Annotated in this window: 12 protein-coding genes; 4 read left to right on the top strand and 8 right to left on the bottom strand. The window is 65.1% G+C overall.

Annotated features, from left to right (window positions below; translation table 11 throughout):
* Positions 1 to 9: 9 nt before the first annotated feature.
* From XF30_RS02030 to XF30_RS39750, 4 genes are all read right to left on the bottom strand, one after another.
* On the bottom strand, positions 10 to 903 hold the full coding sequence (locus XF30_RS02030; protein WP_036015950.1) for an efflux RND transporter periplasmic adaptor subunit: 894 nt from the start codon (positions 901 to 903) through the stop codon (positions 10 to 12).
* Positions 904 to 1,116: 213 nt separating this feature from the next.
* Complete coding sequence (locus tag XF30_RS38385) at positions 1,117 to 1,287, bottom strand: hypothetical protein (protein ID WP_167361671.1); 171 nt, start codon at positions 1,285 to 1,287, stop codon at positions 1,117 to 1,119.
* Between the two features lie 68 nt (positions 1,288 to 1,355).
* Positions 1,356 to 2,396: a lactonase family protein gene (locus tag XF30_RS02025; protein ID WP_244608860.1), complete on the bottom strand. Its 1,041-nt coding sequence runs from the start codon at positions 2,394 to 2,396 to the stop codon at positions 1,356 to 1,358.
* Between the two features lie 255 nt (positions 2,397 to 2,651).
* Positions 2,652 to 2,783 carry a hypothetical protein gene (locus XF30_RS39750; RefSeq protein WP_260345447.1) on the bottom strand — a complete coding sequence of 44 codons (132 nt, stop codon included), beginning with the start codon at positions 2,781 to 2,783 and terminating at the stop codon, positions 2,652 to 2,654.
* A 148-nt stretch (positions 2,784 to 2,931) separates the two neighbouring features.
* Between XF30_RS39750 and XF30_RS37975 the strand changes: the two genes are divergently transcribed.
* Together XF30_RS37975 and XF30_RS39745 are read left to right on the top strand one after the other, a co-directional pair.
* Positions 2,932 to 3,108 (top strand): hypothetical protein, encoded by a 177-nt coding sequence (locus XF30_RS37975; RefSeq protein ID WP_156447317.1) that lies wholly within the window; start codon positions 2,932 to 2,934, stop codon positions 3,106 to 3,108.
* Between the two features lie 99 nt (positions 3,109 to 3,207).
* A complete protein-coding gene (locus XF30_RS39745; protein ID WP_260345449.1) occupies positions 3,208 to 3,330 on the top strand; it encodes a hypothetical protein in 123 nt (40 codons plus the stop codon).
* A 31-nt stretch (positions 3,331 to 3,361) separates the two neighbouring features.
* On the opposite strand, the gene XF30_RS02015 is transcribed toward XF30_RS39745, so the two are convergent.
* Complete coding sequence (locus XF30_RS02015) at positions 3,362 to 3,544, bottom strand: hypothetical protein (protein WP_109141786.1); 183 nt, start codon at positions 3,542 to 3,544, stop codon at positions 3,362 to 3,364.
* 90 nt (positions 3,545 to 3,634) lie between these two features.
* Between XF30_RS02015 and XF30_RS02010 the strand changes: the two genes are divergently transcribed.
* Complete coding sequence (locus XF30_RS02010) at positions 3,635 to 5,815, top strand: PAS domain-containing sensor histidine kinase (RefSeq protein WP_109141785.1); 2,181 nt, start codon at positions 3,635 to 3,637, stop codon at positions 5,813 to 5,815.
* Here XF30_RS02010 and XF30_RS02005 read toward each other — a convergent pair.
* From XF30_RS02005 to XF30_RS01995, 3 genes are all read right to left on the bottom strand, one after another.
* Positions 5,790 to 9,254: an ATP-binding protein gene (locus XF30_RS02005; RefSeq protein WP_109141784.1), complete on the bottom strand. Its 3,465-nt coding sequence runs from the start codon at positions 9,252 to 9,254 to the stop codon at positions 5,790 to 5,792. The two genes, XF30_RS02010 and XF30_RS02005, sit on opposite strands and share 26 nt — an antisense overlap.
* 314 nt (positions 9,255 to 9,568) lie before the next feature.
* Complete coding sequence (locus tag XF30_RS02000) at positions 9,569 to 12,232, bottom strand: bifunctional diguanylate cyclase/phosphodiesterase (RefSeq protein ID WP_109141783.1); 2,664 nt, start codon at positions 12,230 to 12,232, stop codon at positions 9,569 to 9,571.
* Positions 12,233 to 12,370: 138 nt separating this feature from the next.
* Positions 12,371 to 13,054 carry a TolB-like translocation protein gene (locus XF30_RS01995; protein ID WP_192893011.1) on the bottom strand — a complete coding sequence of 228 codons (684 nt, stop codon included), beginning with the start codon at positions 13,052 to 13,054 and terminating at the stop codon, positions 12,371 to 12,373.
* Between the two features lie 180 nt (positions 13,055 to 13,234).
* Here XF30_RS01995 and XF30_RS01990 point away from each other — a divergent pair, with 180 nt between their 5' ends.
* Positions 13,235 to 14,290, top strand: coding sequence for a LysM peptidoglycan-binding domain-containing protein (locus XF30_RS01990; RefSeq protein WP_109141782.1), 1,056 nt, complete (start codon positions 13,235 to 13,237; stop codon positions 14,288 to 14,290).
* The last annotated feature ends 69 nt before the right edge of the window (positions 14,291 to 14,359 follow it).

Below are 14,359 nucleotides of genomic sequence, written 5' to 3'. Positions count from 1 at the left end.
ACGTTGCTCCTACTTCGCCGCTTCCGCGCTCGCCATCACGGGACGCACCGGATCGCCTTCGCGCAGCAAGGCACCGGCGCGGGCGACGACGACGTCGCCCTCGCTGAGGCCGTCGCGGACCTCGATATTGCCGCCGGACATCAAGCCGACCTCGACACGCTTGGTCTCGACGCGGTTGCGGCGGATCACCTGCACCACGGTGCCGGCGGACGAATATTGCACGGCGGTCAGCGGCACCGCCACGTTGCAGCTCTGCCCGGTCTTGATCAGCGCGCGCCCGCTCCCATTCAGCAGCAGCCGCTTCTGCGAGGAGATGCCGATGTAGACCATGCCCTGCTGGATGTTCGGCTCGACGGTCGGTCCGATGCGGCGCACCTTGCCGCTGATGTCGCCGCCACCTGGGATCCGCACGGTGGCCTGCTGATTGACCGCGAGCTTGCGCACATCGGTGGTGGCCACGAGGCCGACGAGGTCGTACTCGCTGCGCGCCACGATCGTGAACAGCGCCTCGCCCTTGGCCGAGGCGAAGTTGCCGATCTGCGCGGTCGAGGTCGCGATCACCCCCGCCACGGGCGCGGTGACCTGAAGCGTGCCGCCTTCGGGCAGCGCCAGCCGGGCCAGCACCTGGCCGGCGGTGGTGGTGTCGCCGGCTTCCGCCAGCACGTCCGTGACCTTCAGGCCGGGCCGCTCGGGCCGCACCGAGGTTTCCTCACGCGCGATGATCGTGCCGGTGGCTTCGACGACGTCGGAGAAGCAGGATTTCGCGACCTTCAGCACCGTGACCGCCGGCCCCTTCGGCGCGTCGTCATCGGCGGCACCGGCCGGATGGGGGCTGAGGACGAGCAGGCCGGCGACGGCTGCGGGGCACAGGTTTCGAACAACGGCGCGGGGCAAATGACGCATCGGAAATTCCAATTGGGTAAATTCCACTTGGGCTATGCCTCCAATCGATAGCAGATGGCCGCCGCCCGCACTACGGCCGCGTCGTCCCGAAACAGGACGCCGTGCCGCCGCCGGCAGTCGCGGCAAGCAAGTCTTTGACAAGCAAGTCTTTGATGAGTCGCGGGATTGGAGAACAGGTTCGCTCCGAAGAGCTCGAGTCGCGCGCGGCGGGCGTCAGCGGCGCCGCTCACCCACCGGCTTGCCGCTGGCCCGCTCGATCAGATGCAGCCGCGTGCAGGCCGGACACGACACCGACACGTGCGTGCGATCGCTCGGCTCGTCGGTAAGCCGATGCTGCACGTTCAGGCCCGTCTGGGGGCATTTGAAGACAATCTGCCGGTCCATGACCGAGATATGACGCCAAGCCGGGCCTCGCGAAATTACGGATGTTTACGTAGGTCGGCGATGGCTCCTCACGGCAGTTTCAGGAACTCGACCCAGTTCGGTTTCTTGCCGGTGGGGTAGGATTTCAGCTTGGTCAGCGCGCCGCTGCCCTGGTCGATGGCATGAACCGTCATGCTGTCGGAGAGCTCGCCGACCGCGGCGAGATAGCGGCCGCTGGGATCGACCTGAAAGCCGCGCGGTTGCTTCTCGGTCGGCACGCTGCCGATCGTGGTCAGCTTGCCGCTCGAGCCATCGACCCTGTAGGCGGTGAGCGTGCTGGTGGTGCGCTCGGAAGCGTAGAGGAAGCGGCCGTCCGGCGTGATGTGGATGTCGGCCGCCCAAGGTTTCTTATTAGGCTCTTTTCCCGAAAACCCTTCCGGCAGCGCGGTGGTGCGCTGGATCTCGTCCCACGCGCCGCTCCTGGCTTCATAAGTGAAGGCCGCGACATCGCCGTTCAGCTCGTGGAGGAGATAGACGAACTTGCCGCCGGGATGAAACACGAAGTGCCGCGGCCCCGATTTCTCCGGCACCTTGCGCCCCGGCGGGTCGTTCGGCGTCAGCGTGCCGGTCGTGGCATCGAATGCGAAGGCCAGCACCTGATCGGAGCCGAGATTGGTCGCGAATGCGAAGCGGTTGTCGGGCGAGGGCAGGAAGGCGTGGGCGTTCAGCCCGGTCGGGATCACCTGCTTGGGCTCGCCGGCAACGCCGTTGCCAAGCAGCGGATTCAACGCGACCTTGTTGCCGCCATAGGAGGCGCTGAACAGGAATGTGCCGCTGCGGTCGATGGCGATATGGGCCATGCTGTCGGCGAGCGGTCCGTTGCCGAGATGGCTGAGCTCGCCCGTCCTGGGATCGATCGCAAAGCTCACCGCGAGAGTGGGCTGCGAGCGGATTCCGGCAATCAGCGTACGGTGGTCGGGCGTGATCGCCAGCGGTGTCGAGGAGCCCGGCTTTTCGACGCCCTTGAAGGCGGCCGTCTGCACGAGCGTCATCTCGCCGCTCTCGCTCATCTTGAACACGCTGATGTCGTTGCTGTCGGCATTGCCGACATAGGCGAAGGTTTCGGCCATACCGGCACGGACTCCAGAAATGAGGGTAAGCGAAGCGAACAGGGCGGCGGCGATCGCAGCGCGTGGCGCGCGCGATGCGATGCGTCGGATCGGTCTCGACATCGGTCTCGACATAGACCTCGGCATGGGCTCCTCCTGAAAGCTGGCTCGCGGTATTATCGTTTTTGCCGCGAGCATAGCGGGCGGAGCGACGCCGCACCAAAATCCAATGGGGATCGATCGATGCCGAAATCGCATCGGTCGCGGGATGCCGGGTCAGCGCGCCGCTGCGGTTCGGGAGGGCAGACGCAACCCGGACGGCTGGTCCGGCGGCCCGAGCATAGTCCACACGGTGATCGCGACCAGGGCGGAGGTCATGAGGGTCCAGAGGATGAGTCGTTTTCGCATCAGGCCAATCCATCGGTGCAAGCCGCGAGGCCAAGGGCCGCGTCAGCGATCCTGCACTGCAAAGAGCGGCGGTTCTATGAGGCCGTTCACAGGGCGAAAACGGCCGATGCTGTCGCGAACCAATGCGCTGCGAACGCATTGAACCGACATGTCCCGCGCAAACGATCTCGAAGGCAAGCCCGACATGGGCGGCAAGCATGGCGGTCAAGCCGGCCAGCCCAAGCTTCCGCCGCGCCCGCACGAGGGCGAGCGCGATGCGGACGTCGTGGCAAAGCGCCACACCGGCCAAACCGATCGGGCGGCGCCGCCGACCAAACCAAAATAGTTCCTTGCCGCCGCCCTCGCGGCAGGCCCCGCGCCGGGAACGGCGGCATCGCTCTGCCGTTAGCTCGGGGCGTGAGAGAGGGAAAAGGGAGGCTGGCTCGTGTTTTGGATCTGTTGGAACACCGCCTGGTCGCTGATCATCAGCGGCATCATGGTCGCCACCATCGTCAGCCACCCCGACGCCGAATTCGCCGAAGTGCGGGCGGCCCGACAATCGATGTGAGCTTCTCTTACCTTGCCGAGCCCGTTCCGGATCACGTCATGCTGTCGGGCATGAAGCAGCGGATCTTGGGGCGGCCGTTGACGTAATAGGGCCAGACCATGGTGCGCCCGTCGTCGAGCGCCGTGCCGTTGGCGTCGGCACAACAGGGGTGAGGCCCGACTGTCGAGCGCCGCTCGCGGACGCTTTGACCGCACTCGGCGCCGCCAAGTCTCAACCAGCGGTTGGCGGGCCTTGGAACGCTCTGGGCTTCGATGCGTTCAAGCTGATTGCGTAGGCGCCCGCCTGCGGCACGTCGGGGCTAAGTATGTCGAATGTCGAGGAATTTCCGCTCTCTGCCCGCAAGCTGACCGAATTCGAGGCCCTGGTGGCGGCGGCTCCTGCAGCGCTCGAGGCCATTCCGGGCGCGGTCTATGTCTGCGATAGTGAAGGCTGGATCGTGACCTACAACCGCGAAGCCGCGGAGTTGTGGGGCAGAACTCCAGAGCTTGGTTCCGTCGAGAAGTTCTGCGGGTCCCATCGTCTCTACAGGATGGACGGCACCGTGCTTCCGCATTCGGAGTGCCCCATGGCCAATGCGGTCCGGCTCGGTCTTCCCACGCGCAACACGGAGGTCACCATCGAACGGCCGAACGGCTCGCGGATCACAGCGCTCGTCAACATCCGTCCCCTGCGCGATCACGCCGGCCGCATCCAGGGCGCAATCAACTGCTTTCAGGACGTTTCAGATCGCAAGAAGATCGAGGAAGAGGTTCGTGCAAAGACCAAGGATCTCGAGGACTTCTTCGAGAACAGTGCGGTCGGGCTCCATATCGTGGGTGGCGACGGCATCATTCGCAGGGCCAATCAGGCCGAGCTCGATCTGCTGGGCTACAGCGCCGAAGAGTATATCGGTCACCATGTGGCCGAATTTCACGCGGACGCCCCCGTCATCGGCGACATTCTCCACCGACTGTCCTGCGGCGAAAGGCTGGACCGTTATCCTGCCCGCCTGCGCGCGAAGGACGGCTCGATCAAGCACGTACTGATCACCTCCAACAGTCGTGTCGAGGACGGCAAGTTCGTCAGCACGCGCTGCTTTACAACTGACGTCACCGGGCTGCGCGTGGCCGAGCTGGCGCGCGAGGCGAGCGAGACTCGCCTCGCTGCAACCTACCAAGCGGCCAAGGTCGGCATCGCCGAGGCCGATGAACATGGGCGGCTGCTCCGGGTCAACGATTATCTGAGCGAGATCACCGGGAGATCCCGTGAGGAGCTGCTGGGGATGAGCTTTTCCGACTATACTCATCCCGAAGATTGCGCCGCGGATCTTGCCCTCTATGAGCAACAGGTCCGTGGCGAGATTCCAAGCTACACCTGCCGCAAGCGCGCCCTGCGCCCCGACGGCAGCGTGCGTTATCTCGAGATCTTCAGCTCTTCGGTCACGGACAGCGCGGGACGCTTCCGCTACGGCGTTCGCGTCAGTCACGACGTCACGGAAGCCAAGCGATTGCAGGATCGGATTCGCGAGAGCGAGCAGCATATGCGCGATCTGCTCGAGGCGCTGCCCGCCGCACTCTACACCACCGACGCAAACGGCCGCATCACCTTCTACAACAAGACCGCCGTCGAGATGGCCGGGCGCACGCCGCTGCCCGGCGACGAATGGTGCGTGACCTGGAAGCTCTATTGGCCCGACGGCACGCCTCTGCCGCACGACCAATGTCCGATGGCGATCGCGCTCCGGGAGGGTCGGCCCGTGCGTGGAGTGGAGGCTGTCGCGGAGCGACCGGACGGCACGCGCGTGCCGTTCATTCCCTATCCGACGCCGCTATTCGATTCGGGGGGCAGGCTGATCGGTGCAGTCAACATGCTGGTCGACATCACCGAACGCAAGCGCGCGGAAATGGCGCAAACCCTCCTGATTGATGAGCTCAATCATCGCGTCAAGAATACCCTGGCGATGGTGCAATCGCTCGCCGGCCAGACCGCGCGCCATACCAGCAGTCTGGACGACTTCAATCGAACCTTCGAGGGCCGGTTGCTGGCGCTCTCTCGTGCGCATGATCTCTTGACCGAGCGCAAGTGGCAGGACGCTCCGCTCCAGCGGCTCGTCGAGGACATCACGGCGGCTGTTGCGGAGGATGGCCGGATCAGGATGGAAGGTCCACCCGTCGCGCTCAATGCGCGCTCGGCGCTCAGCTTTACGATGGTTCTCAACGAGCTCCTGACCAACGCGACGAAGTACGGTGCCTTGTCGGCGCCGGATGGGACGCTCTTGATGCGATGGAGCCTGCGGAATGCCGGGCACGGCACCATTCTCGATTATGAATGGGTGGAATCCGGCGGCCCGAAAGTCACGCCGCCCATGCGCCGCGGCTTCGGCACGCGGCTGATGGAGCGCTGTGTCGAGGCGGACCTCGGCGGCGAGTTCGATCTCGCCTTCGAACCGGGCGGCGTGCGCTGTCGCATGTCGATGCCGGTCACGGGCACTGTCGGATCGAATTGATTCGCGCGATCCATGGCTGATCTCTGGATGACAGCATATCGAGCTCGCTTGCGAGCGCGATGGCTTCTTTCACGTCCGGCGTGACGAGCCCTTCACGGAGCCTGCCGACAACAGGCACAAGCAGGTCCGCCGCCTGCTCAAGCTTGTCGGAATCTCGCCAGAGGCGGGCCAGGCTGACGGCTGTCCGCAGCTCCCACGAGCGGGCATTCTGTCCGCGCGCGACTTCCAGCGACTGCACGAACAATTCCTCGGAGTCGGCCGCTGGTCCGGCATGGGCCCGGATGAACTCCCCTTGCAGGCGGTAGATCTCCGCCAGATAGAAGTGATCGCCCGTCCTCTTCGCGACCGTCAAGGCACCATCGAGCGCGCGCAAGGCCGCTTCCGACAGACCGGCCCTCGCATAGCCTTGCGCGAGGAGGCATCTGAACCAGCAACTGGCGAGCCAGGAATTCTGCGCCTCATAACCCTCGACGCCCGTGCGCATTTCGCTCAGACCTGCATCCATGTCCCCGAGCTCGGTCAGCGCCCATCCATGCAGAATGGTGGCCTGTTGCTTCCAATGCAGAAAGCCGTGTTGCGATGAAATGGTCATCGCGCGGCTGGCATAATCTCTGGTGCCCGTGACGTCGCGCAGATGCTGACAAAGGTACGCGCCAAACACTTGCGCGAATGCCAGCGTAAAAGGATGGCGCATTTGCTCGGCATCGGAAATCGCCTGCTCGCTGTGCTGCCGCGCGGTGTCGGGCTGCCCCAGGAACCATAGCAGGTATCCGAGGTACGACATCGACATGACGCCTGGATTGAGGAGCCTTTCCGCCGAACCGCGATGCAGAACCGGATCATCGAGTTCGATGGAGCGACGAAGATGATGTTGCGCCGCCAGAAACCGCCCGCGGTAAAGCATGGTCGCCGCGATCGACCTGTGGGCCTCCACGAGGTACAGGGTCTGCTTCGACAGCAACTCGCTCGGACGTTCCCGTTTGGCGAATTTCAGGAGTGCGGCACTCAGACCGTGCGCCTTGGTCAGGTCAGCCCGAATGAAGTGGTGCATCCAAAGGCCTCTTATCGCCGCTAGCACCTTGTCTTCATCATCGAGCTGCCGTCCGAGCTCGAGGCCTCGGGCAAAATTGTCTTCCACCTCCTGTGTGCCGTAACCTTTGGCAGCGATCAGCGCGTTACCCAGCGCAATGCGAAGCTCCAGCTCCATTTCATCGCGGTCGGGCATCTCGGGACTGCCGAGGACGACCGCTAGGCCACGGCGCAGGTGGCCGATCGCTTCCAAATAGGCTCCCAACCTTGCGGCGTGCCTGCCGGCCTTGATCCAGGAAGCTGCAGCCGGCTGGCTTTGATCGGATTCGGTCAGATGATAGGCGAGAAGCTCCGGCTCGCGCTCGGTCTTTTCCGGATAGTTCTGAGCCAGCACCGACGCGATCCGCGCGTGGAGCCGTCTCCTCTCGCTGCGCAACAGGCTCGCATGCGCTGCATCCTGGACCATCACGTGCTTGAACGAGTAGAGCGCATCCGGCGGATGGCCCAGCCGGACGATCAGCCCTGCCTCCTCCAGGCGATCGAGCGCCGCCTCGATCTGGTCGGCTGGTACGGAGGCGACAGCGTTCAGCATCTCGTAGGAGAACTGCCGGCCGATGGTGGCTCCGATCTGTGCGACCCGCTTGAACGGGCCCAGCCGATCCAGACGCGCCATCAGCGAATCCATCAGCGTCGCCGGGATTGCCAGCGGTCGCCACGAACCGGAGAGCACATAATTTCCCCGTTCCTCGGTCAGAAGGTCGCTTTCGAGAACGGCTTTGGTCAGCTCCTCGACGAACAGCGGCACGCCATCGGTCTTGACGATGATGTCCTCGACGACTTCCTTCGGCATTTTGCGGCTGCCGGCAACCCGCTCGACCAAGGTCGTCCGCTGCTGCCGGCTCAGCCTGTTCAGCACCAGCGTCGCGATGTGAGAGTGAGCGCTCCAGCTCGGCTTGAATTCGGAACGGCAGGTGATGACGACGAGAATGGGCGTGTACTGGACCCGCTCCACCAGCAGATCGATGACCTCCCGGGATGTCGGATCGATCCAATGGGCGTCCTCGAAGGCGATCACCAGCGGCTGATCGTGCGCGAGGCCCAGGAGATGATTGATGAGGGCGGAGACGATGGCGTCCTTTTGCTGCTGCGGCGACAGATCGAGCGGAGGATAGCGGTCCCCGGTCGGGATCGACAGCAGCGCCGCAAAGAGCGGCGTCATCTGCTCGATGTCGCCATGCGCGGCCGCAACGGTCCGCTCGAGACTCGACAGAGACGAGGCCGAAGCATCGTCGCGGTCGAGGCCCAGGGCAAATTTGAGCTGCTCGATGAAGGGATGGAACGCCGTCGAGCTGTAGTAGGGCGAACACTGGAACGAGACATGCCCGTGCCGATCCCCCGCAATCCGCACGAAGATTTCCTGGACGATGCGCGACTTGCCAATGCCCGGCTCCCCGAACAGCACCACGACTTGGCCGTCGCCCGCCTTGGCCTGCTCCCAGCGGCCGAGCAGAACCGTGATCTCGTCGTCGCGATTGACGAGTGGCGTCAGCCGGGAGCCGATGGCTGCGGCAAAGCGGGTCTCCACGCGCGACGGCCGTACCACATGCCACGCCTGTGTTCTTCCGGCTATGCCCTTGAGTGCATGGACCCCGAGATTGCGATAGTCGAACTTTCCCTTCAACAGCGACTGCGTCGACGACGAGATGACCACCCCGTTCGGCGGCGCCAGGCCCTGCAATCGCGCCGCCAGATTGACGGTCTCGCCGACCGCGGAATCGCGCTCCTCGGTCCCCTGGCCGACCAAGTCGCCCACGACCACCAGTCCCGTCGCGATGCCGATCCGGACGGCGGGCGCATGGTTGAGCGCACCCAGCGGCTCGATCGCGGGCGCGGTCGACAATGTCCGCACGATCTCGAGACCAGCCCGCACCGCTCGCTCGGCATCGTCCTCATGCGCCTTCGGGTAGCCGAAATAGACCAGGATGCCGTCGCCGACGAAGCGGGCGGCAAATCCTTCATAGTGTTTGACCACACCCACGCAGGTTTCGCGAAAGCTCGCGATCATGTCACGCACGTCCTCGGGATCGAACTGTGCGGAGAGCGCGGTGGAATCGACCATGTCGCAGAACATCGTGGTGAGCTGGCGACGTTCCGCAACGATTGCCGTAGCGGGCAATGTGTGGCCCGCGGCTGGCGCGGCCATTCCGGAAAGGGACGCCGTTGCACGCTGAAGCCGCTTGCGGTCTCCGAGCGGCAGTCCAATCTGTGCCAGATCCGGTTCGGTCAGGTGGGGCAGGATGTCGAGATCGATGCGATGGCGGACGAAGAGGTCCGTGTATTGGCTGAGCCCAACGCTTTCAAGCCAGTGTCTCAGACGCTCCGTCCCCGTCCTCGACTCATCATTCGGCATGCAGAAATCCCTGGTTCAAATTGCGCTGAGTGGCTCCAAAATGCCTGTGGTTTGCGCTTGGATTGGGACTCGATGCGACTCTTCGTTGCGGCGGCCAATGGAGGCAAACCATCGGTATTTTGAGCGTTTCTTGCCCGCGTCTCGAAAATGAGGCGGATCGGCGGCTCACCATTTCGACGAGCCAGGTGCGCAGAATTCAATGAATTGATAGCTGTCGGTCGCTGATTGTCAAATCGCCGCACGACCTCGAACCAAACACTCAGCGGCGCCGCTTTCCTCGCAGCGGACATCCGGGCCAGACGTGGCGTCGCCGGCTAGGCCGCGACCGCCTGCGCCGCCAGAAGCTGCTTCAGCTTCGTCGCCGGTACCGCCGGGCTGAACAGCCAGCCCTGCATCTGGCTGCAGCCGAGCTGGCGCAGCACCTCGGCTTGCGCTTCGGTCTCGACGCCTTCGGCGGTGGTCGCCATATGGCGCGCGGCGGCCATGCGCACCACGGCCTGCACGATCGGCGAGGAGTCCTCGGACTGACCGATGTCGCTGATGAAGCTGCGGTCGATCTTGATCTTGTCGAACGGGAAGCGGTGCAGATAGCTGAGCGAGGAATAGCCGGTGCCGAAATCGTCGAGCGCGATGCGCACGCCGAGCTCGCGCAGCTGCTGCAGGATCGCCAGCGCCTCCTCGTCGTCGCGGATCAGCACCGTCTCGGTGATCTCGAGCTCGAGCCGGCCCGGCGCGAGCCCGGACTCCGCGAGGGCGGCGGCGACCTTGAGCGCCAGCGTGCGCGAGCGGAACTGGACCGGCGACACGTTGACCGCGATGTGAATCCGTCCCGGCCACGAGGCAGCCTCGACGCAGGCCTGCTTCAGCACCCATTCGCCGATCTCGCCGATCAGGCCGGTGTCTTCGGCGACCGGGATGAACTCCGCCGGCGAAACCATGCCGCGCTCGGGATGGCGCCAGCGCAGCAAGGCCTCGCAGCCGGTGACGACATTGGCGGTGAGGTCGACCAGCGGCTGGTAGTGCACCTCGAACTCGCCGCGTGCGAGCGCCTGGCGCAGATCGAGCTCGAGCTGGCGGCGCTGCCGCGCCTTGGCGTCGTATTCGGGCACGAACAGGCGGAAGGTGCGGCGGCCTTCCGACTTCGCCGCATACATCGCCAGATCGGCGCGCTTGAGCAGATCGTCGAGATTGTCGCCGTGATCGGGCGCGACGGCGATGCCGATGCTGGCATCGGTCGGAACCTCGTGCCCCCTGCAATCCACCGGTGCGCGCAACGCCTTGAGGATGGTTTCCGCCAGTGCCGTCAGCTCGGCCGGATCGGAGGTGCCGGCCTTGACGATGGCGAATTCGTCGCCGCCCAGCCGCGCGACCATGTCGTTGCCGCTGACGCAGGCGCGCAGGCGGTTCGCCACCTGGCGCAGCAGTTCGTCGCCGACCTCGTGTCCGAGCGAATCGTTGACGCCCTTGAACTCGTCGACGTCGATATAGAGGATCGCGAATGGCTTGCCTTGCGCGAGCTCGGCGACGCGGCGTTCCAGATGCCCGCGCAGCAGCACGCGGTTGGGCAGATCGGTGAGGGCGTCGTAATGCGCCAGATGGGCGATGCGCTCGTCGGCGCGGATGCGCTCGGTGACGTCGTCATGGGTGGCGAGCCAGCCGCCGGCAGCGGCCGGCTGGTTCTTGATCTCGATCAGGCGGCCGTCGGCGGTTTCGACGATCGCGCTCTTGGTGCGGCCGACATTGCTCAGGATGTCGTCGCAATAGGCATCGATGTCGCCCTCGAACGAGCCGGTGTCCCGGCGGTGCCGGATCACGTCGCGGAAGTGGACGCCGGGCTTCACCACGGCGACCGAGAGCCCATACATCTCGATGTAGCGGCGGTTGCAGACGATCAGCCGCTCGTCCTGATCGAACATCAACAGGCCCTGCGTCATCGTGTTCATCGCGATGTCGAGCCGCTGCTTCTCGAGCGACAGGCGGTGCGTCACCTGGCGGAAGATCAGAAACAGCGTGAGCACCAACAGGCCGATCGACAGCGCGGCAATGGTGACGAAGAATTTCGTCTGCGTGCGCCAGGTCGCCAGCGTCGCATCGAGCGACTTGGTCGCGACCACGACCAGCGGCTCGCCGGTGAGCAGGCGCGAGGCGACGATGCGGTCCTTGCCGTCGATCGGGCTTGCGAGCTGGGTGGTGACGAAGGTGCGCTCGAACACCGCCATTTGCTCCGGCGTGCCGGTGCGGAAGTTCTGCCCGATCATCGCTTCGACGTGTGGAATGCGGGCGAGCAGCTGGCCGTTCTGGTGGTGCATCGCGATCGAGGAATCCTCGCCGAGCCCGGTCGAGGCGAAGAAGGATTCGAGCTGCTCGGGCGTGATCGCGCGCGAGACCAGCCCGAGGAATTCGCCGTGCGGGCCGGAGATGCGCCGCGCGAACACGATCGCCGGTCCGTTGCCGAACCGGCCGGGCACGACCTCCACCTCCTCCTGTGCGGCCGGATCGTCCTTGAGACGGTTGAAATAGCCGCGATCGGCGATCGAGATATCGGCGACCGGCCATTGCCGCGACGAGTTGATCAGCACGCCCCTGGAATCGAACACATTGGCGCCGGCGACGTCGGACCAGCCGCTGGCTTTCGCGCGCAGCACCTCATGCACGGCGAGCGTGCCCATCTCGCTGCGGAAGATTTCGGCGGACTGGATGCCGTGGCTCTCGAGCTCGGCGATGATGCTCTTCTGCAGCACCGCAAAGTCCTCGAACTGCCGGTCGAAATGCCGGGCGAGCATGCGGACGCCGTTTTCAAGGCTGTCGCGACCGCTCTCGATGGCATTCTGCCGGAAACGGTCGACCGTGAGCGCGGTGCCGATGGCGGTCGCAAGCATCAGCACGAAGCCGCCGGCGATCAGCCACGTCAGCGGCGCTCCGCGCCAACGGCGGAGCAACGCGCGCGTTCGCGCGGTCCATCGGATCGATGCGCCCATCCAGCCCTCCCGTGGGATGCAAGATGCAGCAAAACCGACAAGACCGGGTTACCATTGACGGTTAGGAAAATATGAATCGGAATGGAATCAGAGGGTTGGTTCCATCGTACAGGAGACCGCGGCGAGACCGCAGGACCTTCAGCGCTTGATTTTCCACTTCAAGGCTTCCGCGTTGCCCTTGGCGAACATCTTCGGCACATCGAATTTGCCGGTCTCGAGATCATAGCGGCATTTCCAATCCGCCAGTCCCTTCACCGCGACGTTCTTCGGATGCTTGTCCGTCTCGCCCGACAGCGAGATCAGGAGATAGCGGTTGTTGGGCCAGCTTACGCCGAGCCAGCGATACGCATCTTCGGTGCCCTTCACCAGATTCGCCGTGATGTGATAGTCGAGCTTCATGCTCTTAGTGTCGGGCCGGCTGCGGAAGTAGGCCCAGGCCAGATCGCCGAGCGACGTCTTGGTCGCGTTGACGAAGCCGCCATTCTCGAAATGATAGAGAAAGAGGTCTTGCTCGCCCGAGCCGGTCTTCTGCATCCGCACCAGCCATTGCGAGTCGGCCGTGAAACGGAAGCCGGCCGGATAGCCTTGCTCGGGCTTCAACTCGCGCATCTCCCCGCCGCGTCGCGACCAGACCTGCCACTTGAGGTCGAAATCCTCGCCCTCCCTCATATACTGCTCGAGCCTGGTGGCGCCGTCGGGGGAGGTCAAGGCGAGATCGGCATCGTCGGAGAGCGTGAAGCCGGGCGGGGCGGCCAAGGCGGGTGCAGCGGCCAGCGTCAGAGCAACCGCCAGCGATCGCGCGCCACGGGAGAATACGGTCACGGGAGGAATTCCCTTGAAGAATGCCGCCAGGCGGCCTTGATACTTGGACACCCGCGTGGTCGCGCCGGTTCATCCCGCGCGCCTGGACGGAAGCATAATCCTATCGACAGTCTTGCTGCGGCAGCCAAATCGGCGCACCTTGCCGGCCTCGGCTGATTTGCCACCCAAGGTCCTTTTCAAATGATCACCGCCTCCAAGGCCTTCATTGCCTTCTGTCTGCTCGCGCTGGTCGGCACCGCGCTGGTGATCGGCCCGACTGAGCTGCGCCGCCTGCTGCCTGATGGGACGAAGGTCACCGTCGCCGCCAAGCCGGAGGCCAAGGTCGAACCCCAGGTCGGAGCCAAGGTCGAGCCCAAGCTTGAAGCCAAGGTCGAGCCCAAGGTGGAGTTCAAGCCTGAGTCCAAGCCTGAATCCAAGCCAGAGCTGAAGCCGGAACAGCCGAAGCTCGTCGACAGCGCGCCGCCTGCACCCGAGCCGAAGGCGGGCGCGCTGGCCGAGACCCAGAAGCAGGTGGCCGCGCTCGGTGACCTCGTGCCGGTCAAGCCGCCGGCGCCGGCTGCAGATGCCGGCCCCCGTTTCGACGTCGCCCGCATCGACGATCACGGCGAGGCGGCGGTGATTGCCGGCCGCGCCACGCCGGGTGCGCGGGTCGAGCTGCTGCGCGACGGCAAGCCGCTCGACAGCGTGGTCGCCGACGCCTCGGGCCAATTCGTGATGACCCCGCCGCAGCTGCCGGCCGGCTCATATGACCTGACGCTCCGCGCCAGGGCGCCGGACGGCACGGTCACCGAATCCGGCCGGACCATGCCGGTCACAATCGCCGCGGCGGCGCCGCCGCCCGTGCGCATGCCGCCGGTTGCGAAGCAGGAGGCCAAGCCGGCCGAGAAGCCCGACGACAAATCGGATGTCGTCGCCGCGCTGCCGTCGGCCTCGCCGCGGCTGGCGTCGGTGCCTGAGAAGCAAGCGGCCCGGCCGAAACCCAAGGCCTTCGCGCAGGCGCCGAGGGCCACCGTGGTTGCATCGGCCTCGCCGGCGGAGGCGCTCACCGCCGCGCCGGCCGAGGCCGGCGGCAGCCGGATCATCGCCCGCGGCGATAGCCTGTGGGCGCTCAGCCGGCTCGCTTACGGCGACGGTTCCCGCTACGCCGTGATCTTCAACGCTAACCGCGACAAGATCCAGAATCCCAACTTGATCTATCCCGGCCAGACCTTCGTGATGCCGCAAAAGGCGGAGTGACACGGCACGGCCGGCGCGTTGCGACGCATTGTCCTGTGTCTCTCTGGAACATTCGGTTCCCTCGCGCGT

It is taken from the genome of Bradyrhizobium sp. SUTN9-2 (genome assembly GCF_003122645.1).
In the GTDB taxonomy this organism is placed as follows: domain Bacteria; phylum Pseudomonadota; class Alphaproteobacteria; order Rhizobiales; family Xanthobacteraceae; genus Bradyrhizobium; species Bradyrhizobium yuanmingense.
This window is presented reverse-complemented; position numbering and strand designations above follow the sequence as displayed.